The organism is Pseudomonas sp. PDM22 (assembly GCF_014851965.1).
Classification (GTDB): domain Bacteria; phylum Pseudomonadota; class Gammaproteobacteria; order Pseudomonadales; family Pseudomonadaceae; genus Pseudomonas.
Genome location: NZ_JACVAR010000005.1, coordinates 46695 through 71646, shown reverse-complemented (window position 1 = coordinate 71646; position 24952 = coordinate 46695). Strand labels below are relative to the sequence as shown.

Below are 24952 nucleotides of genomic sequence, written 5' to 3'. Positions count from 1 at the left end.
CTTGATCCGCCGGCAGGGTCGGCGGTCAGGACGCCCGCGCGGCTTCCCGGCGATCCGCGCGCCGCTTCAGCTTCTTGGCATGCCGTTCCAGCCACAGGTAGACCAGGCAGGCGAGCAGCAGCGGAATGAGGAAGTACAGCACCCGATAACCGATCAGCGCGGCGACCAGTTCACCGCGGGAGAAATGATCGCGCAGCACGGTGATGAACACTGTCTCGATGACCCCCAGGCCCGCCGGCACATGCAATACAACGCCGGCGATGCTGCTGATCATCAGGGTCGCCAGCACTTCCGGATAGCTCGCCGAGGCGGGCAGCAGGCTATAGATCAGCAGCGCCATCATCGACCAGTTGCTGGCCCCGGCGATGCCCTGCAGAGCGGCGAGGCGCCAGGTCGGCAGGTTCAGCCGGTAGCGCTTCCAGCCCCAGGCGCGGCGGCTGGCGAAGCGACAGGCCAGCAGGTAGGTCGCGCCCAGCAGCAGGAGCAACACGCCGATTGCCCGCAGGCCGCTCTGGCCGAGGGACCAGCTCTGCGGCAGGTCGGGGAAACCAGAGACGAACAGCGCCCCCGCCAGCAGCAGGTAGCCGTACCAGTTGGTTATCAGGCTGAAGGTGAGGATGCGCGTGATGTCCCCCGTGCTCATCCCCAGTCGCCCGTAGAGGCGGTAACGCAAGGCGATGGCTCCGACCCAGGAGCTGAGGTTGAGGTTGAAGGCGTTGCACACGAAGGCCACGGTGAACACCCGGCGCACCGGCAGCGGGTGGCCGATGTAGAACCGGCTGAGCACATCGAAGCTGCTGAAGATGCCGTAGCTGCAAAATGCGATCAGCATGCCCAGCGCCAGGGTGCTGAGCGGGTATTCGCGCAGCAGGCGGAATACCTCGTCCCAGTCGGTGGCGCGCAGCAGCAGGAACAGCAGCACCGGCAGGGCAATCAGCAGCACGATGTTGAAGGCGCGGTTGGCCCGCTTCCAGAAGCGCTTGTGGTTCATGGCTGCACCGGCGAATGGCCGGCCTCATCGTCGATGCTGGCGGGGTGGAGCATCTGCCGGTGTGCCGGCAACTGCCCGGCGATGGCGGGGAAGTGACGCAGGAAGTGGAAGCTCAGGAACACCAGCGGCGCGCGCCACCAGTAGCCGCGGCGGGCATGCTGGCGGGTGACGCGGCGGCAGCTGTCGACGGCAAGGCCCTGCAGGTGCTCGTCCAGGCCACCGGCGAAGGCCTCATCCTCGATCATCAGGTTGCCTTCCAGGTTCAGCGACAGGCTCAGCGGGTCGAGGTTGCTCGAGCCCACTGTGGCCCAGTGCCGGTCGACGACCGCGACCTTGCCGTGCAGCGGGCGCTCGCAGTACTCGTAGATTTCCACGCCGTCGCGCAACAGTGTGTCGTAGAGCAGCTTGCTGCATAGCCGGACCAGCGGCATGTCGGGCAGTCCCTGGAGGATCAGCTGCACCTTCACCCCGCGCCCGGCCGCATCGCGCAGGGCGCGCAGCAGGCGATAACCGGGGAAGAAGTAGGCATTGGCGATCAGCAGCCGCTCCTTCGCCTGACGGATGGCGCGCAGGTAATGCTGCTCGATCTCGGTACGGCGGTAGAGGTTGTCACGGATGGCCAGGCAGGTCCTGCAAGGGCCCGCCGACCCGCCGGGGGGCACGGCGTCAGCGGCGGGAATGTCGCCGCCCTCAAGGTAAGGAGCAGGGCTGAGCAGATCCAGGCAGGCGCGGCGGATGTCTTCCACGCCGGGGCCTTCGATCCTCACCGCGTAGTCCTGCTTGGCCATGGTGCCGAAGTCGGCCAGGTGGTCGGCGCAGTAGTTGATGCCGCCGACGAAGGCCACGGCACCGTCCACCACCACATGCTTGCGGTGCAGGCGGCGGAACAGGTTGGTGCGCATGCCCAGCAGCAGTGGCTGCGGGTCGAACAGGTGCAGGCGCACACCGGCATCCAGCAGGCCGCCGACAAAGCCTGCGTCCAGGTCCGGCGTACCGTAGCCGTCGGCGGTCACTTCCACGCGGACGCCGCGATTGGCAGCGTCGATCAGTACCTGGCGCAGCCCGCGCCCCACCTTGTCGTCACGCAGGATGAAGGTTTCCAGCAGAACTTCGTGCCGCGCGCTCTCGATGGCGCGGAACACGCTGGGAAAGAACTCCTCGCCATTGATCAGCAGCTCCACGCGGTTGCCGTCGCGCCATACCTCGTTCATAGCGACACCTCCGCGAGCAGCGGCAGGTGATCGGAGAGGTGCGGCCAGGGCTTGCGGTTGAGCACTTCGCTCAAGGTGACCTTGAGGTGGCGCACGTAGATGCGGTCCAGCCGCAGCAGCGGCCAGCGCGCGGGGAAGCTGCGCGGTTCGCCGCCGCTCTCGGGGAAGGCTGGGCGCAGGCCGCAGCCGGCAAGGACGCCGGTGGCTTTGCAGCGCCAGTCATTGAAATCACCGGCGACCACCACCGGGTCGTTGGCGGGCAGGTCGCCAATCAGCGCGCACAGCAGCTGGAGCTGTTTCTGCCGCTGCGCTTCATGCAGCCCCAGATGCACACAGACCGCGTGCAGCGTGCCTTCGCCGGGCAGGTCGATCTGTGCGTGCAGCAGGCCGCGCTCCTCGGTACCGGCCACCGACACATCGCGGTTGTCCCAACAGCGAATCGGCAGGCGCGAGAGCAGGGCGTTGCCGTGATGGCCTTCGGGGTAGACGGCATTGCGTCCATAGGCGAAGGCCGGCCACATGCTGTCGGCGAGGAACTCGTATTGGGGCGCTGGGGGCCAGTTGGCATGGCGCTCGGCGTGCAACTGGTGTTCGCCGTGGACTTCCTGGAGGAACACCAGGTCCGCCGAGGTGGCGCGCGCCGCGTCGCGCAGTTCGTGAAGGATGAAGCGACGGTTGAAGGCGTTGAAGCCCTTGTGGGTGTTCACCGTGAGCACGCGCAGCAAGGTTCCGGCTTGCGCCTGGGCAAGGCTCTGCGGACCGGCCTCGGCCTGGGTCATGTGCCTCCTCCCCATGGAGTTGATATTCCGACGCCGGGCCTGCCTTTGGCGATTTCGGGCCTCCGCGTCTACTGGTTCCGACTGAGCCACGCGGGCGACGTTCAGCCGGATTGCCCGACGGTCAGTCGTCGCTGCGACGCAGGGTGAACAGGGCCAGCGAGCGAGCGCTTAGCGGGTAGGCAGCGCCGAACTCCCAGTTATGCTCATGCTCCTGCGGTTCGGCGCTGTCCAGCAGGTACTGCCAGTCGCGGCCCTGGGCTGTCTCCGGAAGGATGAAATCGAGCCCCTCGTGCCCGGCGTTCAGCAGCAGGAGGAGGGTGGCGTCACCGCCGCTGCGGCGGATACCCGTGGGTTGCGCGCGACCGTCCATGAGCATGCCGAGGCTGCGCCGTTGCGGGTCGTGCCAGCGATCCTCGGTCATTTCCTCGCCCTCGGGCGCGAGCCAGGTGACGTCACGCACACCCAGGTCCTCGTTGTACTCGCCTACCAGGAAGCGCCCGCGCCGCAGGATCGGGTAGGCCTGGCGCAGACGGATCAGCCGGCGGGTGAAGGCCAGCAGTTCGTAGCCTTCGTCGTCGAGGTTCCAGTCCACCCAGCCCAGTTCGTTGTCCTGGCAGTAGACATTGTTGTTGCCCTGCTGGGTGCGGCTGAACTCGTCACCGGCCAGCAGCATGGGCGTGCCCTGGGAGAGCAGCAGCGTGGCCATCAGGTTGCGCATCTGCTGCACGCGCAGGCGGCGGATGCCCTCATCGTCGGTAGGGCCTTCGACGCCGTGGTTCCAGGAACGGTTGTCGTCGTGGCCGTCGCGGTTGTCCTCGCCGTTGGCCTGGTTGTGCTTGTGGTCGTAGGTGACTACGTCGCGCAGGGTGAAACCGTCGTGGGCAGTGATGAAGTTCACCGAGGCATAGGGCCGACGGCCGCGCTGGTCGTAGAGGTCGCCCGAGGCGGTGAGACGCCGCGCCAGGTCCGGCAGCTGGCCTTCATCGCCACGCCAGAAGCTGCGCACGGTGTCGCGGAAGCGGTCGTTCCACTCCACCCAGCCGGGCGGGAAACCGCCCACCTGATAGCCGCCGGGGCCGCAGTCCCAAGGCTCGGCGATCAGCTTGCGGTGGCTGAGCACCGGGTCCTGGCGGCAGGCGACGAGGAAGCTGTGGCGCTCGTCGAAACCGTCGGCGTAGCGCCCGAGGATCGACGCAAGATCGAAGCGGAACCCGTCCACGCGCATCTCCGTGGCCCAGTAGCGCAGCGAGTCGGTGACCATCTGCAGCACGCACGGGTGGCTCAGGTCGAGGGTGTTACCAGTGCCCGAATCGTTGACGTAGTAGCGGCGGTTGTCGGCCTGCAGGCGGTAGTAGGAGACGTTGTCGATCCCGCGCATGCACAGGGTCGGGCCCAGCTCGTTGCCTTCGGCGGTGTGGTTGTAGACGACGTCGAGGATCAGCTCGATACCGGCGGCGTGCAGGTGCGCGACCATTTCCTTGAACTCGTTGACGTGGCCGCTGGCGAGGTAGCGGGCCTGGGGCGCGAAGAAGGCGATGCTGTTGTAGCCCCAGTAGTTGCTCATGCCCTTTTCCAGCAGGTGCTTGTCGTCGAGGAAGCCATGCACCGGCAGCAGTTCCAGGCTGGTGATGCCCAGCTGCCGCAGGTGTTGCAGCAGCTCGCTGTTCATCAGCCCGGCGCAGGTGCCGCGCAGGCGCTCGGGCACCGCGGGGTGGCGCATGCTCAGGCCGCGCAGGTGGGCTTCGTAGATGACAGTCTCGTCCCACGGCACGCGCACCGGCTGCTGCTCGCCCCAGGTGAAGGCCGGATCGATGACCTTGCACTTGGGGACGAATGCCGCGCTGTCGCGTTCGTCGAAGCTGAGATCCGCATCCGGCGAGCCAATGGTGTAGCCGAACAGTGATTCGGACCATTTCAGTTCACCCACCAGCTGCCGCGCATAAGGATCGATCAGCAGCTTGTTGGGGTTGAAGCGGTGCCCCGCGTCGGGTTCGTAGGGGCCATGCACGCGATAGCCGTAGATCTGCCCCGGATGGGCATCGGGCAGGTAGCCGTGCCAGATCTCGTCGCTGTATTCGGGCAGCTCGATGCGCTCGATCTCGTGCTTGCCCTGGGCATCGAACAGGCACAGCTCGACCCGCGTGGCGTGGGCGGAGAACAGCGCGAAGTTGACGCCCAGACCATCCCAGGTAGCCCCCAGCGGGAAGGGGCGGCCTTCGGTGACGCGGGACTGTGCTCGTCGGGTCATGGCCGGCTCCTGGGGTCAGATACTCTGCTTCTTCGTGCGTGGCTTGGGCGCCGTTGGGTTGCCGGGCGTCGCTGCCTCGGCCGGGCTGGGCTTGGGCTTGCGCTTGGCAGTGGGCGTCACGGTCGGCGCACTTTTGGTCGGCTTGGCCTTGGCCGGGGACTTGCGCTCGGCCGCCGGCGGTGTCGGCGTCACGGTTTCGCCTTCGTCCTGGTTCGGCACTTCCGGGTCTGCCTTGGGCAGGCGTCCCTTGCGCCGCGGCGGCTCCTGGAGGAGGGCAGGTTTCTCCGGTTCCTTGTCCCCCTCGAAGCGGGGTTTCACCGGCTCCTGCGTACCATCGACATTTCCTGCCTCGGCTTCGGCGAGGCTGCGCGCCATGCGCCAGTGGCGGTCATGCTGGCCTTCCGGGCGTCCCTCGGACTCCCAGATCTGGTAGGCCAGTTCGCGGACTCTTCGCTCATTGACCTTCATCGTTCACCTCCGGATATGAGCAGGTTGACCGGGGTCTCACCGAGCAGTTCAGCCAGGCGGGGTTCCCCGTTGTGCGGTTCGAGCGGGCCAGCCAGCCCGTTCCAGCGGATGGCGGCCAGCGAGGAAGGCAGGTGCAGGCGCGTGTCCGTCCAGCGCGCTGGTGGCACCTGCGGCAGTGAAGAGTCGCCGAGCAGCCCGTCTACGCAGCGCGGCACCACGACCAGCAGGTGTTGGCCGGCGTGGCTGCGGACGAAGGCGGCGACCTGTGCGGCGTGCTCGCCGCGTGCTTCCAGCGGCAGGTAGTCGCCAGCTGCGAAGAGTGCCGGCCAGCGCTTGCGCAGCCCGAGGGCCCAAGCGAGCAGCGCCTGCTTGATGCGGCCAGTGCGCCAGTCGCGCAGCAGCGCGGGCCAATCCGGTGGGCCGTCCAGCGTGGCCTCCAGGCTGGCGAAGTCCGGGATGTGCCGGTTGTCCGGGTCGACCAGGCTGAAGTCCCAGAGCTCACAACCCTGGTAGAGATCCGGAACCCCGGGCGTGGTATTGCGCAGCACGCACTGAGTCAGTCCATTGAGCGCTCCGACGGGCATCAGGCTGCGTGCTGCTTCGGCAATGGACCGGCGCAGCGTTGCGCCGTCGTCCGCCAGCAGGATGCCGGCGAGAAATTCGCCGCAGACGCGTTCATAGGCTTCGTTGGGCGCGCTCCAGTCGCTGTCCAGCTTGGCCTCGCGAATCGCCTTGCGCTGCCATTGCTCGATGCGCCGGTGATACTCGTGCAGGCCTTCCGCGTCGTCGGTGTCGAGTTCCAGCGGCCAGCTGCCGAGCAGGCACTGGTAGAGGATGAGTTCGTCGCCGCCACTGGGCGCGGGGCCACGGGCGATGTGCTGGCGCAGCGGCGCGGCGAGTTTCCACCAGCTCCAGGCACGCTCGGCGAACCACCCGGCGCGCTCGCTGAGCACCGCCAGGCGCGCCCGGCAGTCCTCGCCGCGCTTGTGGTCGTGGGTCGCGGTGGCCAGCATCGCGTGGGGGAAGTTGCGCAGGCGCTTCAGGCAGGCGAGGTGGAAGGCGTCCGTATCGCCCCCGAGGGTCTGCGGATCGAAGCCGACATCGTTGCGCCCCAGCGCTGCCGCCGAGCGGTAGCAGGCGGTGTCCTCCAGGGACTTGGCAGCGATCGGTGGTGTGAGCTGCTGGAATCGGTCCAGTGCCAGCTTGCGCAGCTGCCGCATCGGGCCGGGCGGCTGTCTGCGCAGCGCCTCGCCGCCGAGCATGCGATCAAGCCAGCCGAGGGTGCGCTGGTCGCCCGGTTCCAGGTGTTGCTGGGCCTGCTCCAGCGCCTGGCTGAAGAAGTGTTCGTCCTGCTCGGAGCGGCCCAGCGCGTCGACATAGGTGCGATAGACGGGGAAGGCGGCGAGCAACTGGAACAGCGCGCGGCGGATCGAGCCCAAGGGGATGTCGCGGCTGGCCAGGGTGAACCGGGCTATGTGCCAGAGCTGCTGTGCAAGGCCTTCGACGTCGCCGGCGAACAGCGAGGCCAGCACATGCTTGCGCGCCTGGCGGACTTCCTCGGCGAACCCGTCCTGCCGGCCGCTGACCTCCAGCCACAGATGGCGCAACAACGGCTCGCCACGGGCGTCGTGCAGCAGCTGCGACACCTGGTTCATGAAGTCGTAGCCGGTGGTGCCTTGCACCTTCCAGTCCGCCGGCAGGGCTTCGTCGGGGCCGAGGATCTTTTCCACGTAGACCGGTGCGCCGCGGGTGGCCCGCCATAGGCGTCGGCAGTAGCCGCGCGGATCGGCGAGGCCGTCCACGTGGTCGATGCGCAGGCCGTCGATCAGCCCTTCGTCCATCAGCTGCAGCAGGTAGGCGTGGCTGGCCTGGAACACGTCCGGGTATTCGGCGCGCAGGCCTACCAGCTCGTTGATGTCGAAGAAGCGCCGCCAGTTGATGTCGTCCGCCGCCACCCGCCAGTTGGCCAGGCGGTAATGCTGCTGCTCGATCAGGCGGTGCAGGCTGTGCCAATCCTCGCGGTAGGACGCCAGCAGGGTGGTGAGCCGTCCGCTGTCGGCAATCGGAGCGGCCGCTTCCCGGCAGAGCGCCTGCGCCAGATGACGGCCCAGCGGATGGTGGTGCAACTCGACGAAGCGCGGCGCCAGGGCCAGCAATTCGGGGCATTCGGTGTGGCAGAGGATCATCCCGTAGCTGGATGGGCAGACCGGGAATCGTTGCTCGCCGTAGCGCAGCAGGAAGCGCGCGCTGGCGTTGTCGTAATCCAGGCAGATGCGCCCCGAGGTCACCTCGTCGATATAGTCCTCGCCCAGGCACGGCAGCAGCACCTGCTGGTCCAGCAGCGGGTCGTCGCTGTGCCAGCGGATGTCGAAGAAGTGCGCATAGGGGCTGTCCAGGCCCCACTCGAGCACGTCCTGCCACCAGGGATTGGCGTCGCCGATACGCATGTGGTTGGCCACGGTGTCGACGATCAGCCCCATGCCGTTCTGCCGGAGGCCCGCCACCAGCCGGCGCAGCGCTGGCTCGCCGCCCAGCTCCTCGCTGATGCGGGTCGGGTCCACGGAGTCGTAACCGTGCATCGAGCCCGGCTGCGCAGCCAGCAGAGGTGAGGCATACAGGTGGCTGATGCCGAGCCGGGAGAAGTAGTCCAGCCAGGGCAGGGCGTCATCCAGGGTGAACTCCCGGTGGAACTGCAGGCGCAGGGTGGCGCGGATTTCAGCCATGTTCACGCCCTCCGTCACGCGCACGGCGCAGGCGTTCCATGCGCGCACGCACTTGCGGGTCGTCGAGCATCTCTGCGGCGTTGCGCTCGAAGCGCCGTCGCCAGTTCGGATGCGCATCGCCGGGCCCTGGCAGGTTGGGCTGCTCGATGCAGGCGAGGGCGTCTTCCAGCGGCAGCAACACCAACGGCGCAGGCGTGGCCCCCAGGAACTCGATGGCGCCGTCCAGCACCGGGTCTGACTGGATCTGGTTCTCGCCCAGGGCCCGGCGCAGGGCGAAGGACTCGTGCTGGCGGGTATTGCGCTCGTCCGCGGCGGTCTCGCGGCTGCGCTGGCCGAGCTGCTCGCGCCAGTCGATGTCGCGGCCTTTCTGCCAGCCCTCCAGGGTCGGCAGGTCATGAGTTGTGCTGGTGGCCAGGGCGTTGTCTGGCCACTGTGCCGGTGCGATGAAGCGGCCGTGCTGCTGCTCGAACAGCAGCACGCGCATGCCCAGGATGCCGCGCTCGGCCAGTGCCTCGCGCAGCCCCGGTGGCACGGTGCCGAGGTCCTCGCCGATGATGATTGCCTGGGCGCGTTCTGCTTCCAGGCAGATCAGCCGCAACAGGTCCTGGATCGGATAATCGAGGTAGGCGCCGTCCTGTGGCTCCGCGCCGGCTGGAATTACCCAGAGCCGGCGCAGGCCGAGGATGTGATCGATACGCAGACCACCGACGTAGCGCAGGTTCGCCCGCAACATCTCGATGAAGGCGCGGAAGCCATTGCGCCGCAAACCGTCCGGGGAGAAGGCGCAGATGCCCCAGTTCTGCCCGGCGTGGTTGAGGATGTCCGGCGGGCAGCCGACGCTGACGCCGGTAAGCAGTTCATCCTGGCGCATCCACGCCTGGCTGCCGGACGGTTCGGCACCCACCGCGAGGTCGGCGATCAGGCCGATGCCCATACCGGCGGCTTTCGCGTCGGTCTGCACCTGCCGCAGGCCGCGGGCGATCAACCACTGGCCGAACGCCTGCTGGCTGATCGCCTGTTCTTCGTCGACCATGAAATGGCCCAGCTCGGTGCTGCCGGCGTTACGGTAATCCTCGGGCCAGAAGCGCCAGTCCAGCCCGTCGCCGGCTTCGGCGCGGCGCAGTTGCAGGACCTGGAAGCAGCAATGCTGCAGCAGTTCGGCGCCACCGAGATTGCGGAAGGCGAGGAAGTCTTCGTGCAGCTCGCCGGCCTCATGCTGGAACTGCCCGTAGAGCTGCGTCAGCAGGCGGTCGCGCAGGTGGGCGACGCCGAGCCAGTCGATCAGCGGCAGCGCTTGCAGGCGCGCCAGTTCGGCTTCCAGCCCGGCGGCGGCGAGCGCCTCGCGTACCGGTTCGTCGCCCAGTACAAATCCAGGCGCTGCATAGAGTTCGTTGAACAGCAGCCGGCTCGACGGCGAGTACGGGCTGTAGATCTCCCGCGAGGCGGGGGACATGGCGTGCACCGGACTGATGGCGATGGCATCCGCGCCTTGCCCGGCTGCCGTACGCACCAGTTGGGCGAGGGCGGCGATGTCGCCGGCGCCACCGTCCTGCTCGCGGCGCAGGGAGTAAAGCTGCGCGGAAAGGCCCCAGACACGCTGCCTTCCGCCACAATACTGCGCCACCGACGGGCAACGCGGGGGCGCCACGGCAAGGATGATTTCCCGCTCGCCCAGGTGCAGGGGGTAGTAGCCCGATTGCTCGATCGCGGGTAATTGTCCGTGTTCGTCGACCTGGCCTTCGCTGTGGCCGCTGTCGTCTTCGTTGAACAGCTTGTAGCGACTCCCAGGTGGCACCGGAACGGCAATCGGCTGCCCTTGGTCGGCGGTAATCAGCGGTGGCAGTTCTGCCTGGCGGCGCTCCAGCGCATCCAGGCTCTGGCGAATCTGCTCCGGACTCTGCGCCGGGAAGCCAAGCGCTTCCAGCACAGAGCGTTGCACCTCGGCGGTCAGGCGCTGCGGGCGGTTATCGGCATCCATCCAGTCGATGGCCAGGCCCGCTTCGCTGGCCAGGCGTTCCAGTTGCGCACCGCTCATCAGGTCGTCTCCAGGCTGGCGACCAACGCGGCGGCGCCCAACCAGCCGTGGCGGTAGTGCGCCACACCCTGGCCACAGCAGAACAGCACCTGGGCGCCTTCGCCCGGCGGTTCGATGGCGACGTCGTCCGAGCTGAGGTTGAGGTCGATGCGCCAGAGGCTGCCGTCGCCGAGCCGCCATTTCGCGCTCAGTGCACGCTCGGCCAGCGGTTGCGCATCCAGTGCGCGGCTGCCGGGCAGGTGGGGTGTCAGCCAGCGCTGACGCAGCGCCAGCAACTGCCGACAGTGCGCTCGCCAGGTGTCGTCACCCGGCTCGGGACGAGGCCGGGAAGCCACGTAGGTCTGGTAGTCATTGGGATCGGGAATCCAGGCGGCAGCGCCCGGCGAGGAAAATCGGCTGAAGCGCCTGAACTCTTCTCGTCGGCCTTCGGTGACAGCCCGCGCCAACTCACCCTGATAGTCGGTGAAGAACAGGAAGGGCTGCTGCTCGCCCCATTCCTCGCCCATGAACAGCATCGGCACCATGGGGCCGAGCAGCACCAGCGCATTCGCCGCGCGCAACTGGTCCGTGCGCGCAAGGGTGGTGAGGCGCTCGCCCAGCGCACGGTTGCCGACCTGGTCGTGGTTCTGCAGGAAGGCCACGAAGGCCTGAGGACTCAGCTGGCCGCTGGGCTCGCCGCGGGCGATACCGCGGTAGTCGGTCTCGCCCTGGAAGGCGAAGCCCTCGCGCAGGCAGCGGCACAACTGTTCGATCGGGGTGTGCGAGTAGTCGACGTAGTAGCCTTCGTTCTCGCTGGTGAGCAGGACGTGCAGGCAGTGGTGCAGGTCGTCATTCCACTGGGCGTCGAAGCCGCGCTCGCCTTGCAGCAGGCTGGCCTCGTTGTGTTCGTTCTCCAGGATCAGGTGCAGCTCACGGCCTTCGGCGGCCCGGCGGGCGCGTTCGGCCAGTTCAAGAAGGAAGCCCTTGTCGGAGATGGCGTGCACGGCGTCGATTCGCAGGCCGTCCACGCGGTACTCGCGCACCCACATTTCGGCGTTGCCGATGAAGAACTCGCGCACCGCCGGATGGCGGAAGTCGATGGCCTGGCCCCAGGGCGTCTGCTGGTCGGCGCGAAAGAAGGCGCTGGCGTAGCGGCCGAGGTAGTTGCCCTGCGGGCCGAAGTGGTTGTAGACCACATCGATGAACACCATCAGCCCCAGACCGTGGGCCGTGTCGATCAGTCGGCGCAGATTGTCCGGGTCGCCATAGGCACACGACGGCGCGTAGGGCAGCACACCGTCATAACCCCAGTTGCGCCGACCGGGGAAGGCATTGAGCGGCATCAGTTCGATGGCGGTGATACCCAGCGCGGCGAGCTCTTCCAGTCGCCCCTGCAGCGCCGAGAACCCATCGAACAGTCCGACGTGGACTTCGTAGATCACCGCTTCGTGCCAGGGTCGGCCGCGCCAGTTCGGGTACAGCCAGCGGTAGGCGCCGGGGTCGACCACACGGCTTTCGCCTTCGACACCACCGGCCTGGTCCCGCGAAGCCGGATCCGCCACCAGCAGGTCGTGGTCGATGCGGTAGCGGTAGGTCTGCCCGACGATGGCTGGAACCTCGGCGCTGAACCAGCCGTCGTCGATCTTTTCCAGGTCGTGGCGTTTGCCACCGCCCAGTTCCACCTCAACGCGCTGCGCATCCGGCGCCCACAGCGAAAACCGCACCTTGCCGTCGGGCAGTGTCATCGCGCCGTGCTGCAAGGTCATCGCACGGCCTGCGCCGGCACCCGTTGCAACAGGCGCTGGTAGAGGGAGGTATAGGGACGCACGGCCTCGTCCCAGGGCAGCGGCGACTCCATGGCCTTGCAGCGCATGGCGTGCAGCAGTTCGGGGTAGCGGTAGATGTTCAGTGCGCGGCGCACGGCGTCGAAGTAGCTGGCGGGGGTCTCGTCGCGGAACAGCAGGCCGGTGACGCCATCGATGATGGTGTCGGCCAGCCCGCCGGTGTGCCGGGCGATGGGCAGCGAACCAAAGCGCTGGGCGTACATCTGGCTGAGGCCGCACGGCTCGTAGCGCGAGGGCATGAGCAGGAAGTCGCTGGCGGCATAGATGCGTCGGGCGGTGGTCTCGTCGAAACCGACCTGCACGCCGACCCGGCCCGGATAGCGCTCGGCGAGCTCGCGCATGGCCTGCTCCAGCTCCGGCTCGCCGCAGCCGATGGACACCAGCCGGCCACCGGCGGCAACCATCTCGTCGGCGATCGCCAGGGTCAGGTCGATGCCTTTCTGCTGGACCAGCCGCGAGACCACTGCAAACAGCGGGCCGCGTCCTGGGAGCAGGCCGAACTGCTTCTCCACGTAGTCGGCATTGCGGCGTTTGCCGGCAATGTGCGAGGCGTCGAAACCTTCGATCAGGTGCGGATCGGTCAGCGGGTCCCAGCCGGCATCGATGCCATGGGTGATGCCGCTCAGTTGGCCGCGATCACGACGCTGGGCAAGCACGCCGTGCATGCCGCAGCCGAGGTCCGGCCCGGTGATCTCACGGGCATACGTCTCGCTCACCGTGGTGATGTGGCTGGCATGACTGATACCGGCCTTGAGGAACGACAGTTTGCCGTAGAACTCCATGCTGCCCGGCAAGCCGGCGGAGTCCGGCAGGCCCAGCTCGGCGCAGCAGCCCAGCGGGCAGGAACCCTGGTAGCCGAGGTTGTGGATGGTCAGCACGCTGGGTGTGGTCTGCCCGCGCCAGGCCATGTAGGCCGGTGCCAGTGCGGTGGGCCAGTCGTTGACGTGGAGCAGGTCCGGCGACCACGCCAGCGCGCTCACGCCGGCCGCGATGTCGGCGGCGGCCAGGCTCAGGCGAGCGAAGCGAATGTGATTGTCGGCCCATTCGTGGCCGTTCTGGTCGACATAGGGGGTGCCGGGACGGTCATAGAGCTCAGGGCAGATCACCGCGTAGACCACCAGCCCGTCGGCCAGCTTCAGCTCGCCGATGTCACAGGCCGGCAGCGCGGCGCGGCCTGGCAGGCGTCCGACAATCCTGCAGGCGATAGCACCCTTGAGCACCTGCGGATAACCGGGGATCAGCACCCGGATATCGTGATCAGCGAGCAGCGCGCGGGGCAGGGCGGCAGAGACGTCACCCAGGCCGCCGGCCTTGACGAAGTCGCTGAATTCGGAGGTGGCGAAGAGTATCCGTTTGCGCCGCTGCGGCGGCGTACCATCGGCCGACGGGATCGGGGTGAGGTTGACTGTGGCTTCTTCCAGGCGCACATCGGCCAGCTGGTTACGCATCGTTGACTCCTCGATTCGTCAGGGCGACTGGCGTTTCCTGCCAGCCCCGTGGTTCTCCGTGGTGTTTGTCCTGTCCTGCGGGGGACCGGCCCCCAGCGGGCGAAGTTTCGAATTTCTGCCGACGCGCACTACCGACGTGGCGGCATCCCGGTCAGCGCGGGAGCCGCTCGGTTGGAGGGGCATCAGGCAGGGGCAGAAGACGCGACCGAAAATGCTGTGGCCGACAGGCATTGCTGCAAGCAGGGTCCGTACCAGTCTTCGACGTGGCGCTAACTGCTTGATCGGATGGGCAATTCGGAAGGGAGCGTGGCGATGTGCGACCAGCAGAATGCACGATGGCCCTCTGCGTCGGTTGCAATACGCCTTGCCGCTACGCTTCGCGGCGAGGGTTGCGCTTGCCCTTGTAGTCCAGCTCCTGAGCGCGCTCGACGGGCAACGAGCGACCCAGGTGCTCTTCGGCCATCTGCCAATGGCGGGCGGCCTGGCCGCTGGGTTTGCCTTCGGCAACCCAGAGGTCATAGGCCTTCTGGCGTATCTGTGCTTCGCGGTCCTGGTCGTTGCGGTGCTGATTCATGGTCGACTCCAGCAGTTCGTCATCTGTGTAGAACCGATGACTGCTGCGTCAGTCAGGTTGTTCATACAGCCTGACCGAGGGACGCTTCATGAACGATGCCGATCGCCCACGCCTGGTCGTGGCCTGCTCGCTGGACCCGGATGCGCAGCCTGCAGACCGCCAGACCCACGAGGCGCTGGCCTCCTGGCTGGCGCAGATCCAGGGCCTGGACTTCCGCTCCGAACCGCCCTCGCACCGGCAGCCCGGCCAGCAGTTCTACTGGGTGCCGGATGCCACGGTGGCAGGTCGAGAACAGGCTGAGGAGTTTGGCATCCATGGCCCGTTGGACCTGTTCGGCGGCTATGTGCAATACGGCTTCCAGGGCGGCAAGGCCATCGTCCACCCGCTGATCGACCGACCGACCCTGACCCCGCGCGGCTGGAGCGACGCATTCGCTGCACGGGTAAAACCGCTGGTGCTCGATGGCCACAGCGTGTTCTCCCACAACGACGCCGTGCGTTGTGCCAGCGCCCGCCTGCAGCGAGGCCCGCAACGGCTGAAGCCGGCAGCCAGCCGGGGCGGGCAGGGCCAGCAGGTCGTGGCGGATACGGACCAGTTGGCAGAGGCCCTGGCTTGCTACGAGGAAGATGATTACCAGGAAGGGCTGGTGATCGAGGACGACCTGGACGAGCCGCAGACCCACAGCGTCGGCCAGGTAATGATCAATGGTGTTCTGCTCAGCTATCACGGCGTCCAGCAGCGCAACCGCAATCCGCGCGGTGAGCGGGTTTACGGCGGTAGTGACCTGCTGGTGGTGCGTGGCGACTTCGCCTGCCTGCTCGCACTGGACTTGGTGGAATCGGTGAAACTGGCAATCCACCAGGCGATGCAGTTCGACCGCGCCGCGCATCAGTTGCTGCCGGCCTTTTTCGCCTCGCGGCGCAACTATGACGTCGCCCAGGGCCTGGACGTCCACGGCCAGCGTTGCTCGGGCGTGCTGGAGCAGTCCTGGCGCATCGGCGGTGCCAGCGGTGCGGAACTGGCGGCGCTGGAAGCCTTCGTCGCCGATCCGGCGCTGTGCGTGGTGCGTGCCTCGACGTTCGAAATCTTCGAGGACAAACCCCTGCCGGACAACGTTCGCGTGCTGTATCGCGGGCCGGACGAGCACGGCGATTTCCTCATGAAGTACGCAATGGTGGCGCCTTATGTCTTCCCGTGACGAGCTGTTTCCCCGTGAGTTTTCCAGCGACGAGCGCATCGATATCGATGTCGGCAGCCTGCGCCTGCAGGGTAATTTCCTCAGCCCGCGCACTCATGTACCCGGCGTACTCTTCGTGCACGGCTGGGGCGGCAGCCAGGAGCGCGATCTCAATCGCGCTCGCGGTATCGCCGGGCTCGGCTGCGTCTGCCTGACCTTCGACCTGGCCGGCCACGGCGCTGGCGAAGCGCTGCAGGCTTCCATCACCCGCGAAGACAACCTGCGCGACTTGCTGGCCGCCTATGATCGGCTGGCGGCGCACCCACGCATCGACTCCAGCGCCATCGCGGTGGTCGGCACCAGCTATGGCGGCTATCTCGCCGCGATCCTCACCGAGTTGCGCGCTGTGCGCTGGCTCGCCCTGCGCGTGCCGGCGATCTACCGCGACGAGGACTGGGACGTGCCCAAGCGCGACCTGCCCCGCGACGACCTGATGGCCTACCGCTCCAGCCTGATCCCGGCGGCCAGCAACCGCGCACTGAAGGCCTGTTCCGGATTTCACGGCGATGTGTTGCTGGTGGAGTCCGAGCACGACAGCTATATCCCGCACCCGACCATCATGAGTTACCGCGCAGCCTTCCAGCGCACACATTCGCTGACTCACCGGATCATCGACCAGGCCGACCATGCGCTGAGCAGCGAGACGTCCCAGGCCGCCTACACCGACATCCTGGTGCGCTGGATCACCGAGATGGTGGTCGGCGAGCGGGCCAACCGGCTGATCGTCGGCTGAGCCACACGGCGCCGCCCGTTCATCCAGAAGGTGCCGCGAGTCCATCAAGGAACTCGCCGAAACCGTGGCGCGCCCGGCAATCACGACGAGCGCTGGTCGTCACGCAGGTCTGGTGCGTCCAGACGATACGAGCGCCGCTGCGCTCCAGGTCGCGGACCAGGTGCACGTCCTCGTCCGCAGGCAGCGGGCGGAAGCCGCCGGCGCGCTGGTAGGCGCGGGCACAGACGCCCAGGTTGGCGCCATGGATATGCCGGTGGTCCTCGTGGCTCTGGTAATGATCTTCGTAGATCAGGCGAACCGGCTCCAGGCGGGGCGACCAGTCCTCCACGCGTACAGTGCCGCAGACAGCTTCTGCGCCGAAAGCCAGCTGGCGCACCAGCCAGTCGCGGTCGACGCTGCTGTCCGCGTCGGTGCAGGCCAGCCAGCGGGCACCCAGTTCCAGCAGACGCGCCGCCCCGGCGCGGCGGGCATGGCCAACGTTGCGTTCTTCGACTCGCAGCACGGAGACACCCGCTGCGTGCGCCACGGCTTCGCTGCCGTCAGTGCAGGCGTCCAGCACGACAAGGATGCACACCGTTTCCTCGTTCAGCTCCGGATGCCGTGCCGCCTGCTGCAGCGACGTCAGGCAGGCGCCGAGCAGTTCCGCTTCGTTATGTGCCGGCACCAGTACGCCGATCATGCAGCGGCCTCGCCGTACCACAGCTCCAGGCGAAAATCCGGCTCGACATGGCTGACCGTGGCTGCAGCGGCCATTGCCCGTGCGAGGTGTTCATGCACCGCATCCCCCGTGAGGGAGCAGCCGTCGATGGGATGGCGCCAGTGGCAGGCGACCAGCACGCCGCCCGGCTGCAGGCTGGCCGCCGCGCGCTGGCAGATGCAGGCCCAGTCGTCAGGCGCCAGGTAATAGCCCAGTTCACCCAGCACGATCAGCTCGAAGCGCTCCCGAGGCCAGTCGGCGGGCAGGCAGTGCCTGGCCAGCCGAACGTTCTCAAGCCCGGTAAGACGCTGGCGGGCGAGGGCGAGGGCCTCGGCACTGAAGTCGCTGCACAGCAGCGAGTCGACCCTGCCAGCGAGTTCGGCGCTGGTCTCGCCATTCGCGCAGGCCGGCTCGTAGCCACTGGCGAACCGGCCGCGCGGCAAGCTGGCAAGGATCAACCCGCGCTTGCGGCGCTCGTACCAGGATGAGCGGAATGACCAGGGGTCAGGATCGTCACGGAACATCTCGTCGAAATGGCTGGAGGTCAGTGCGCTCACAGGAAATACACCTCGAAGGGTTGCAGCAGGGTCTCCAGCAGGCGCGCATCGAGGATCGGCCGGGGGCCTTCGAGCTGGCTGGCGTGCGCGTGGATCGCCCGGCGTTTGCGTTGCATCGCGGCCTTGTCGATATCCAGTCGGTGCGCCCTGGCCCAGGGCAGGCGCGGGTCGCCGGGCGAGGCCCAGTGCCAGGCCCAGATCGGCGCTTCAATATGCCGGGCGTCGCAGCGAGCGGCGGTCTGGGCGCAGGCCAGCCCGGTGGCCTCGTGGTCGCGGTGGCCGTCGTGGCGCCAGGTGCTGATCAACCGATCGCCGGGTCGTAGCCATTCGGTCAGCGCCTCTGCCAGGGCATCGGCTTGTACACCACTGTCCGGCAGGTGCAGGCGTTGCCATTGCCATGAGAGGAGATCGAGACCCAGTTCGGCCAGTGCGCGACGGCTTTCTTCCTGCCGAGTCGTGCGCAGGCGCTGCGGCGTCCAGTGCGGCGAGTCCGGGTGGCTGCCTTCACCATCAGTGACAGAGATCAGCAGCCCCTCGCGATCACCGGCAAGACTGGCCAACAGGCCGCCGCACGCCAGTACCTCGTCGTCGGGATGCGGCGCCACCACCACCAACCGCCGGCCCGCCGGGAACAGCTCGCGGCTGCTGATTCGCGGCAGCCGGTCCAACTGCCCGCCGGCCCGCCAGGCTGAGGTGGGCGTGCCGGCCGAACCGGCGATCAGGTTGAAAGCGTCACTCACAACGCCCACCGTTCGTGGCGCTGGTTCGCCAGCTGCAGTCCAAGGTGCGCCAGGTCGCGCTCGCCGTGGCTCTGGCGGAGAAATACCGGCAGGTCGGCGGCAATCCGGGCGAAGCGCCGGTCGCGGCAGAAAGGCGTGGCGCCAAGGGCGTGGCCGACGTGCCATTGCACAGCCTCGACCGCGCCTTCGACCTGGGCACGTACCCGGCGCGCGGGCAGCTCGGAGTCGGCCTCCGGGTTGTCGTCGATCCAGCTGGCGCATTCGCGCAATGCACCGGCGGCGCCCGCCAGCGCGGCATCCACCGCGCCCAGGTGGGCCATGGCGTGCACGTCTTCGGCCCGACCATTGCGCAGGTAACTGGCCAGGCAACTGGCAGCGCCGTACCAGCAGGCGGCTATGCCGGCGCCGCCGTGCCAGAAACCCGGCCGCTGCAGATAGGCCTGCGGATTGCCTACGCAGCGCGCCAGTACCCCCTGGAAATCAACCGTGGCGCTGCGGGTTGCCGCCATGCCGACGGCATGCCAATCACCATCGCCCATCCTTACGCCCGGCTGGTCGAGGGTCACGGCAATCAACTGCGGGCGATCCTGCTCATCCTTGGCCGTCACCAGCGCGTGCTCCACCAGCGAGGCGCCCGAGCACCATGGCTTGCTGCCGCTGATGCGCACCAACCCGGCCTCGCGGGCAACGATCCTCACGCTGGTACCCGGCGGCTCGGCCGCCCAGACCGCCCAGGTGCCGGGACGGGTTTCTCCCTGCAGTTCGTCAAGGATGGCCAAGGCGTCGGTATGCCCCTCGTACAGCTTGAGCAGCGACAGATCGCTGCCGGCTACCGCCGACAGAGCCTGCCAGCGGCGCAGGGTGGCGCCGCTCCCAGGGCTGGGCAGCAGGTCCAGGCCGCTGTCGCTCAGGGTGCGCAGCGCGTGGCCGAGCGTGGCTTGCTGCTGGTCGGCGTGCAGCGGCAGTTCGAAATCCTGGAGCAGGGCGCACAGTGCATTCAGGCCATCCTGGGTCATGGCGATGTCCGATGGTGAGGGGCTTATTCATCCGGACTGACTTTGCCGCGCATGGGTTCAAACCCTCTGCGTGCCGTTCGTAGGGAAGGCGACCACGCTGGAAAGACACCTCGTAAAGCCTCGCCGCTGACGAATTGTTCTGAACCCGTCCCGACAGGGCCGGTCGGTCGAGAAAGGGGCGCAATGCCTGCGCTGCGCAATTCCCTCGCCAATCCAACGGAGGAAAGCATGTCCCAGACGGTCGCCGATCAATTGCTCGAACGCCTCACCCGGTGGGGCGTACAACGCGTCTTCGGCTATCCCGGCGACGGCATCAACGGAATCATGGGAGCCTTCGGCCGGCACGCCGAAGACTTCGACTACATTCGCGTGCGCCACGAGGAAATGGCTGCCTTCATGGCCGGCGCCCACGCCAAGTTCACCGGTGAAGTGGGCGTCTGCCTGGCGACCTCCGGGCCGGGCGCCATCCACCTGCTGAACGGCCTTTACGATGCGCGCATGGACCACCAGCCGGTGTTGGCCATCGTCGGCCAGCAGGCGGTGACTTCCCTGGGCAGCGACTACCAGCAGGAAGTGGACCTGCATACGCTGTTCCGCGACGTGAGCAATTATGTGGAGACCGTGGCCAGCCCGAGCCAGTTGCTCCATGTGATCGACCGGGCATTGCGGGTCGCCTGCAGCGAGCGCCAGGTCGCCACGGTGATCATCCCCAACGACGTGCAGCAGATGCCGGCGGAAAAGCCGCCACACAAGCATGGCCATGTCTATTCGGGCGTCGGCTTCATCGCACCGCGGCCCTACGCTCGCGAGGAAGAGCTGGTGGCCGCCGCGGAAATCCTCAATGCCGGGCGCAAGGTCGCCATCCTGGTCGGTGCCGGTGCGCTGGGGGCTCACCAGGAAGTCGAAGCGGTGGCCGAGGCGCTTTCCGCGGGTGTTGCCAAGGCGCTGTTGGGCAAGATGGTGATCGCCGATGACCTGCCTTACGTGACAGGCTCCATCGGCCTGCTCGGCACCCGCGCCAGCGCCGAGCTGATGGAGCGCTGCGACACGCTGTTGATGATCGGCACCACCTTTCCCTACAGCGAATTCCTGCCCAGGCCGGGGCAGGCCAGGGCGGTGCAGATCGACCTGCAGGCACGCAACGTCAGCATGCGTTACCCCATCGACCAGGTATTGCTGGGCGACGCCGGGGAAACCCTTCAGCGCCTGTTGCCGCTGCTCAAGCCCAAGCGCCACGGTACCTGGCGCATCCGTATCGAGAAGGCGGTGGAGAACAGCTGGAAGGAGCTGCGCGAGCAGGCGATGAAGCCCGCCGAACCGATCAACCCGCAGCGGGTGTTCTGGGAGCTTTCGCCGCAATTGCCGGACGATGTGATCCTGGCGGGCGACAGCGGCTCCCACACCAACTGGTATGCCCGCGACCTGCGTGCGCTCCCCGGCATGCTCGGCTCGCTCTCCGGCAAGCTGGCCAGCATGGGCAGCGGAGTGCCTTACGCCCTGGCGGCAAAGCTGGCGCACCCCGAGCGCCCGGTGATTGCCATGGTCGGCGACGGCGCCATGCAGATGAACGGAAACGCCGAACTGGTCACCGTGCAGCAGTACCACAAGCGCTGGAAGGACAACCCGACATTCATCGTGCTGGTGCTCAACAACGGCGACCTCAACCAGGTCACCTGGGAACAGCGCGCCCTGGCCGGCGACCCGGAGTTTGCCGCTGCCCAGGAAGTCATCGACTTCCCTTATGCGCGCTATGCCGAGCTGCTGGGCTTTCGCGGCATCCGCGTGACCGACCCCGCGCATCTGGGCGCAGCCTGGCAGGAAGCCTTCGAATCCGACCGCCCGGTGCTGCTGGAGGTGCTCACCGATCCCGACGTACCGCCACTGCCGCCGCACATCAGCTTCGAGCAGGCGCGCAACCTGCTCGGCGCCTTGCCCGGCGACCCGCGCCGCTGGGGCGTGCTGCGCCAGAGCGCGCGGCAGTTGCTGGCGCGCAAATGATCCAACCCGAACTGATCCAACCCCCGAACTGATCCAACCCCGAATTGATCCAACCAGAGGAGAGCGCACCATGAACAAGACCAGACTCACCCGGCCCTTTGCCGCCGTTCTGCTGGCCTGGCTGTCCATCGGACTGATTCCAGCCTACGCCGCCGAGGCGACCAACCAGGTGCCGACCAACGAAAAGCCCCACGGCCAGAGCCCCGGCCAGGCGCCTACGCCGCCGGCTTCGCAGCAGAAGCAGAAGGACGAAGGCCGCACCGACGACAACAGCCAGGTGCAGTCCCAGGAAAGCAGGGACAAGCAGAAGAGCAAGAACCACGACAACACCCAGAAGAAGGGCGCGACGCCTGACGCGTATTGAGCCGGGTGTGCGTTGCAGGCGCTTGCATCCCGTGGGGCGACCTGCAGGAGCGTGCCATGCCCGTGAACTCGCCTTCAGCCGATCGCGGCTCCCGGCCATGGTTTTTCTGAACTCGTGGCGCGGGCGCCGCCTCTACCGGACAGGTACCCCTATTGCGGAGAGCACGCCATGACCGCCCCTCGGACTGCTTCCGCCGGCAAACCCGGCGGTCGGAAGCACAAGGTCCTGGAAAAGCCGACGCCGCCGCGCGAAGTCACCATCACCGTCCCTGAGCGCACTGTCCATGTCGAACGCGGCGAATGATTCCCCCGACGAGAAAAAGGCCGGGGCCAGCTTCTCGCGCTTCGCCCAGGCCCTGTCGCAATGGGCCGGGCGCCCGCTGACCTTCGCCCTGGCCTGCGTGCTGCTGGTGGGGTGGGCGCTCAGCGGGCCGTTCTTCCATTTCAACGACACCTGGCAACTGGTGATCAACACCTCGACCACCATCATCACCTTCCTCATGGTGTTCCTCATCCAGAGCACCCAGAACCGCGACACCGACGCGCTGCACATCAAGATCGACGAACTCCTGCGCACCACCCATCACGCCCACCGCGTGCTCATGGGGCTGGACGACATGGGCAGCGAAGAACTGCAGAAGCTGCGCAAGACCTACGAGGAAATGGGCGAGGAGAACAACGCCACGGAAGGTTCGCCACAGAAAGTGGCCAACCGGGAAGAACAGCAGGAGCGCAATCCGGGGGATTGAGATCCAGTCATGCCTCGCGGCGATGGTTTTCCACGGCGCCACGCGGACTCAGCGCGAGTCCTAAGAGCTGCAGCCGGGGCTGATCCACGAGGTCGACGGCGCGCAGATTGGCGCCGAAGACTGCCGATGAAACAAGCACTTCTGAATGACCGGTGCGACGGAAACATCGAACGATCGCGGCGACTGTCTTTCCACCGAACGACAGCCACGACACAGGAGGACATGTCATGAGAGACCAAGCCCGAAGCGACCGCTCGACCGAACGCAGCTCCATGGCCGTACGCGAGATCATGAGCCGCGAGGTGCGCACCATTTCCCCGGACACCACGCTGCAGGAGGCTGCACTGCTGATGCGGCAGGTGGACGTCGGCGCCTTGCTGGTCAACGACAACGACCACCTCAGCGGCATCCTCACCGACCGTGACCTGGTTGTGCGCGGCCTGGCCGACGGGCTGAACCTGAGCACGCCGGTGAGCGAAGTGATGAGCGAGGACGTCTGCTACTGCTTCGATGACGAATCCGTCGACCATGTGGCGAAGAACATGGCGCAGATCGAGAAGCGCCGCCTGGCCGTGGTCAACCGCGAGAAGCGTCTGGTGGGCATCGTCTCCCTGGCCAACGTCGCCAGCTGCAATGCCGACAAGCTCAGTGCCAATCTCCTGCGCTCGGTGGCGCGGGCGCATTGATCCGTCACAACCGCAACCCATCCGCGAGCAGGGCGCCCCAGCGGCGTCCTGCTCCAGAGGAGGTCTATCCATGACTGATAATCTGCAAGGCAGGAACGTCCTGATCATCACCGCCAATGCCGGCATCGAACGCGATGAACTGCTCGAGCCGATGCGTGCCTTGAAAGCGCAGGGCGCCACCGTCATCCATGCCAGCGTGAAGGGCGGTTCGGCGCAGACCTGGGTGCACGACAGCGAGAAGGACATCCAGGTGAACTCCGACGCCAGGATCAAGGGCCTCAAGGCCGGTGACTACGACCTGCTGGTGATCCCCGGCGGTACGGTGAATGCCGACACCCTGCGCCAGGACGCGGACGCTCAACGACTGGTCAAGGCATTCAGCGAGGCAGGCAAACCCATCGCCGCCATCTGCCACGGCCCCTGGTTGCTGATCGACGCCGGTGTGGTCTCCGAGAAATCACTGACTTCCTATGCCAGTGTGCGCACCGACCTGGTGAACGCCGGCGCCGACTGGTGCGACGCCCAGGTGGAGGTTTGCCCGGCCAAGGGCTGGACGCTGATCACGTCGCGCAACCCCGGTGACTTGAAGGCGTTCAACGAGGCACTGGGCGAAGCGCTCAAGGCTGCGTGACCGAACAGGAGAACTGCATGACTGACGGCCGGGGTGCCGCACAGGATCAGGGCGAGATCGGATCGCTCGCCGGGAAGGTTTCTTCCAGGGCATGGTCGATGCGCGCTTCCGACACCGTCGAATCCGCCACGCCAGGGGAGGGCACCGCAGCGGCCCGTTCGGAGCGCAACGGTTCCAGGACCGGCTTGTTCAACGCCGCCTTCACCTGGCAGTGCCCGCTCAGGCCGCGCTTGGCCGCCAGCACTCCAGCGCCCACGCGCAACCAGCCGGCCAGCCCGCCACGTCGCACGCCCAGGCCGATTGCTGCAATGCCTGCGGCGATGGAGGCCGCCCGTTCCCATCCGCTCAGATTCTGTTTGCTCATGTCGCTCTCCCGCTGCTGAATGCCAAGGCGCCAGGGCCTCCGGTATTCCGTAGGCAGGTGCTGGCGGCGTTTGGTTCGAGTTGACTCGCAGGCGGTCGGTCCGTCTGTCGCACCGGGGCAACTCCAGCGGGCCGGGCGACTCACTTGCACAGGCGCAATGCAGCGAACCGAGGAGGTACCTATGACTGAATGGGTGATCAGCTACCAGAAGGACAACAACACCAGCACGCTGGACATGAACCACGACGGGCGCCCGAGCATCGAGCAGGCGACGGCGTTCCTCCTGGGCTGGGTGCGGCAGAACCTGCCCGCCGGTGAGTACGGAGCGGCAAGAGACCACCACGGCGATGCCTCCAGTACCGAGCTGCTGCGCCGGTACGGCATCACCCTCAGTGGCATTGCCGAGAAATGAGGCCATTGCCGCGTAGCTCGCGGTCGGTCTGCTCCTGATCTGACGCGGCGCGCCTCAGGAGGACACCGGTATTACGCGGAAGAGGGCGCGCCCATCCAGCCACTGGGCCTGGCCGCTGGCGTCTATCTCGCCGATGCATTCGCCAAGGTCCTGGCCATCCAGTTCGATGAACAGATGGTTGGCGTAGACGCGGAAGCGATCCGGGCTGCTCAGCAACTCGACGCGGCCGTTGCGCAGCACGCCGATACGCTTGCCGACCCCGCCGGGGGTGAACAGCTCGTAGGTGCCTTTGCTGAAAATCGGCGGCACGCAACCTCCGGGTCAAAGCCTGAAAACCCGAATAAACCACAGAATGATGGCATTTGAATATCATTCGCCGCCGCGCCGTTGTCGCAGCCGGGCGGCAGCAATTCCCTGAACTCGCTCGCCACCAGGCCGGTCCACTGCCTGAGAACCTTTGGAGACAGGG

The 24952-nt window shown here is 67.1% G+C and carries 25 protein-coding genes; 9 read left to right on the top strand and 16 right to left on the bottom strand.

What is annotated here, in order from left to right; all coding sequences use genetic code 11:
- Positions 1 to 25: 25 nt before the first annotated feature.
- From IB255_RS18315 to IB255_RS18270, 10 genes are all read right to left on the bottom strand, one after another.
- Positions 26 to 991 (bottom strand): lysylphosphatidylglycerol synthase domain-containing protein, encoded by a 966-nt coding sequence (locus IB255_RS18315; RefSeq protein WP_192210640.1) that lies wholly within the window; start codon positions 989 to 991, stop codon positions 26 to 28.
- Entirely contained in the window at positions 988 to 2202 is a 1215-nt protein-coding gene (gene clsB, locus IB255_RS18310; protein ID WP_192210639.1) for a cardiolipin synthase ClsB, read from the bottom strand. Before clsB ends, IB255_RS18315 begins: the two co-directional genes overlap by 4 nt.
- Positions 2199 to 2981 (bottom strand): endonuclease/exonuclease/phosphatase family protein, encoded by a 783-nt coding sequence (locus IB255_RS18305; protein ID WP_151187092.1) that lies wholly within the window; start codon positions 2979 to 2981, stop codon positions 2199 to 2201. Before IB255_RS18305 ends, clsB begins: the two co-directional genes overlap by 4 nt.
- A gap of 121 nt (positions 2982 to 3102) precedes the next feature.
- The gene (glgX, locus tag IB255_RS18300) at positions 3103 to 5229 is read right to left on the bottom strand and encodes a glycogen debranching protein GlgX (RefSeq protein WP_081519918.1); all 2127 of its coding nucleotides are present in this window, start codon (positions 5227 to 5229) and stop codon (positions 3103 to 3105) included.
- A 15-nt stretch (positions 5230 to 5244) separates the two neighbouring features.
- Positions 5245 to 5697 (bottom strand): DUF2934 domain-containing protein, encoded by a 453-nt coding sequence (locus tag IB255_RS18295; protein WP_081519919.1) that lies wholly within the window; start codon positions 5695 to 5697, stop codon positions 5245 to 5247.
- Positions 5694 to 8420, bottom strand: coding sequence for a malto-oligosyltrehalose synthase (gene treY, locus IB255_RS18290; protein WP_081519920.1), 2727 nt, complete (start codon positions 8418 to 8420; stop codon positions 5694 to 5696). Before treY ends, IB255_RS18295 begins: the two co-directional genes overlap by 4 nt.
- Positions 8413 to 10455, bottom strand: a complete 2043-nt coding sequence (gene malQ / locus IB255_RS18285; RefSeq protein ID WP_192210638.1) for a 4-alpha-glucanotransferase — start codon at positions 10453 to 10455, stop codon at positions 8413 to 8415. Before malQ ends, treY begins: the two co-directional genes overlap by 8 nt.
- Positions 10455 to 12200 (bottom strand): malto-oligosyltrehalose trehalohydrolase, encoded by a 1746-nt coding sequence (treZ, locus tag IB255_RS18280; RefSeq protein ID WP_081519922.1) that lies wholly within the window; start codon positions 12198 to 12200, stop codon positions 10455 to 10457. The genes malQ and treZ overlap by 1 nt, the downstream gene beginning before the upstream one ends.
- On the bottom strand, positions 12197 to 13726 hold the full coding sequence (gene glgA, locus IB255_RS18275; protein WP_081519923.1) for a glycogen synthase GlgA: 1530 nt from the start codon (positions 13724 to 13726) through the stop codon (positions 12197 to 12199). Before glgA ends, treZ begins: the two co-directional genes overlap by 4 nt.
- Before the next feature lie 370 nt (positions 13727 to 14096).
- Positions 14097 to 14300, bottom strand: a complete 204-nt coding sequence (locus tag IB255_RS18270; RefSeq protein ID WP_081519924.1) for a DUF2934 domain-containing protein — start codon at positions 14298 to 14300, stop codon at positions 14097 to 14099.
- A gap of 88 nt (positions 14301 to 14388) precedes the next feature.
- On the opposite strand from IB255_RS18270, the gene IB255_RS18265 reads away from it, so the two are divergent.
- Together IB255_RS18265 and IB255_RS18260 are read left to right on the top strand one after the other, a co-directional pair.
- A complete protein-coding gene (locus IB255_RS18265; RefSeq protein ID WP_192210637.1) occupies positions 14389 to 15498 on the top strand; it encodes a DUF3182 family protein in 1110 nt (369 codons plus the stop codon).
- On the top strand, positions 15485 to 16270 hold the full coding sequence (locus IB255_RS18260; protein ID WP_081519926.1) for an alpha/beta hydrolase family protein: 786 nt from the start codon (positions 15485 to 15487) through the stop codon (positions 16268 to 16270). The genes IB255_RS18265 and IB255_RS18260 overlap by 14 nt, the downstream gene beginning before the upstream one ends.
- 19 nt (positions 16271 to 16289) lie before the next feature.
- Here IB255_RS18260 and IB255_RS18255 read toward each other — a convergent pair whose 3' ends face one another.
- Genes IB255_RS18255 through IB255_RS18240 form a run of 4 tightly spaced genes read right to left on the bottom strand, consistent with a single transcriptional unit; the run spans position 16290 to position 19286 of the window.
- On the bottom strand, positions 16290 to 16949 hold the full coding sequence (locus tag IB255_RS18255) for a glycosyltransferase (protein ID WP_151187099.1): 660 nt from the start codon (positions 16947 to 16949) through the stop codon (positions 16290 to 16292).
- Entirely contained in the window at positions 16946 to 17524 is a 579-nt protein-coding gene (locus tag IB255_RS18250) for a class I SAM-dependent methyltransferase (protein WP_318652763.1), read from the bottom strand. The genes IB255_RS18255 and IB255_RS18250 overlap by 4 nt, the downstream gene beginning before the upstream one ends.
- A complete protein-coding gene (locus IB255_RS18245; RefSeq protein WP_192210636.1) occupies positions 17521 to 18264 on the bottom strand; it encodes a PIG-L deacetylase family protein in 744 nt (247 codons plus the stop codon). Before IB255_RS18245 ends, IB255_RS18250 begins: the two co-directional genes overlap by 4 nt.
- Positions 18261 to 19286, bottom strand: a complete 1026-nt coding sequence (locus tag IB255_RS18240; RefSeq protein ID WP_412548125.1) for an acyl-CoA dehydrogenase — start codon at positions 19284 to 19286, stop codon at positions 18261 to 18263. Before IB255_RS18240 ends, IB255_RS18245 begins: the two co-directional genes overlap by 4 nt.
- A 222-nt stretch (positions 19287 to 19508) precedes the next feature.
- Between IB255_RS18240 and IB255_RS18235 the strand changes: the two genes are divergently transcribed.
- The 6 genes from IB255_RS18235 to IB255_RS18215 all read left to right on the top strand — a co-directional run bounded on the left by IB255_RS18235 (position 19509) and on the right by IB255_RS18215 (position 23707).
- Positions 19509 to 21278 carry a thiamine pyrophosphate-requiring protein gene (locus tag IB255_RS18235; RefSeq protein WP_192210634.1) on the top strand — a complete coding sequence of 590 codons (1770 nt, stop codon included), beginning with the start codon at positions 19509 to 19511 and terminating at the stop codon, positions 21276 to 21278.
- Positions 21279 to 21348: 70 nt separating this feature from the next.
- Positions 21349 to 21642 (top strand): hypothetical protein, encoded by a 294-nt coding sequence (locus IB255_RS18230; protein WP_192210633.1) that lies wholly within the window; start codon positions 21349 to 21351, stop codon positions 21640 to 21642.
- Between the two features lie 168 nt (positions 21643 to 21810).
- A complete protein-coding gene (locus IB255_RS30950; RefSeq protein ID WP_263864851.1) occupies positions 21811 to 21945 on the top strand; it encodes a hypothetical protein in 135 nt (44 codons plus the stop codon).
- Positions 21926 to 22390: a low affinity iron permease family protein gene (locus IB255_RS18225; RefSeq protein WP_192210632.1), complete on the top strand. Its 465-nt coding sequence runs from the start codon at positions 21926 to 21928 to the stop codon at positions 22388 to 22390. Before IB255_RS30950 ends, IB255_RS18225 begins: the two co-directional genes overlap by 20 nt.
- A gap of 272 nt (positions 22391 to 22662) precedes the next feature.
- Positions 22663 to 23076 carry a CBS domain-containing protein gene (locus IB255_RS18220; RefSeq protein WP_081520032.1) on the top strand — a complete coding sequence of 138 codons (414 nt, stop codon included), beginning with the start codon at positions 22663 to 22665 and terminating at the stop codon, positions 23074 to 23076.
- A gap of 70 nt (positions 23077 to 23146) precedes the next feature.
- Entirely contained in the window at positions 23147 to 23707 is a 561-nt protein-coding gene (locus IB255_RS18215) for a type 1 glutamine amidotransferase domain-containing protein (protein WP_081519933.1), read from the top strand.
- Positions 23708 to 23753: 46 nt separating this feature from the next.
- On the opposite strand, the gene IB255_RS18210 is transcribed toward IB255_RS18215, so the two are convergent.
- Positions 23754 to 24071 carry a YgaP-like transmembrane domain gene (locus IB255_RS18210; RefSeq protein WP_081519934.1) on the bottom strand — a complete coding sequence of 106 codons (318 nt, stop codon included), beginning with the start codon at positions 24069 to 24071 and terminating at the stop codon, positions 23754 to 23756.
- Positions 24072 to 24252: 181 nt separating this feature from the next.
- Between IB255_RS18210 and IB255_RS18205 the strand changes: the two genes are divergently transcribed.
- Entirely contained in the window at positions 24253 to 24483 is a 231-nt protein-coding gene (locus IB255_RS18205) for a hypothetical protein (RefSeq protein WP_192210631.1), read from the top strand.
- Positions 24484 to 24537: 54 nt separating this feature from the next.
- Here the strand turns inward: IB255_RS18205 and IB255_RS18200 are convergent, their stop codons facing one another.
- Positions 24538 to 24792 (bottom strand): hypothetical protein, encoded by a 255-nt coding sequence (locus IB255_RS18200; protein WP_081519936.1) that lies wholly within the window; start codon positions 24790 to 24792, stop codon positions 24538 to 24540.
- Positions 24793 to 24952: the final 160 nt, after the last annotated feature.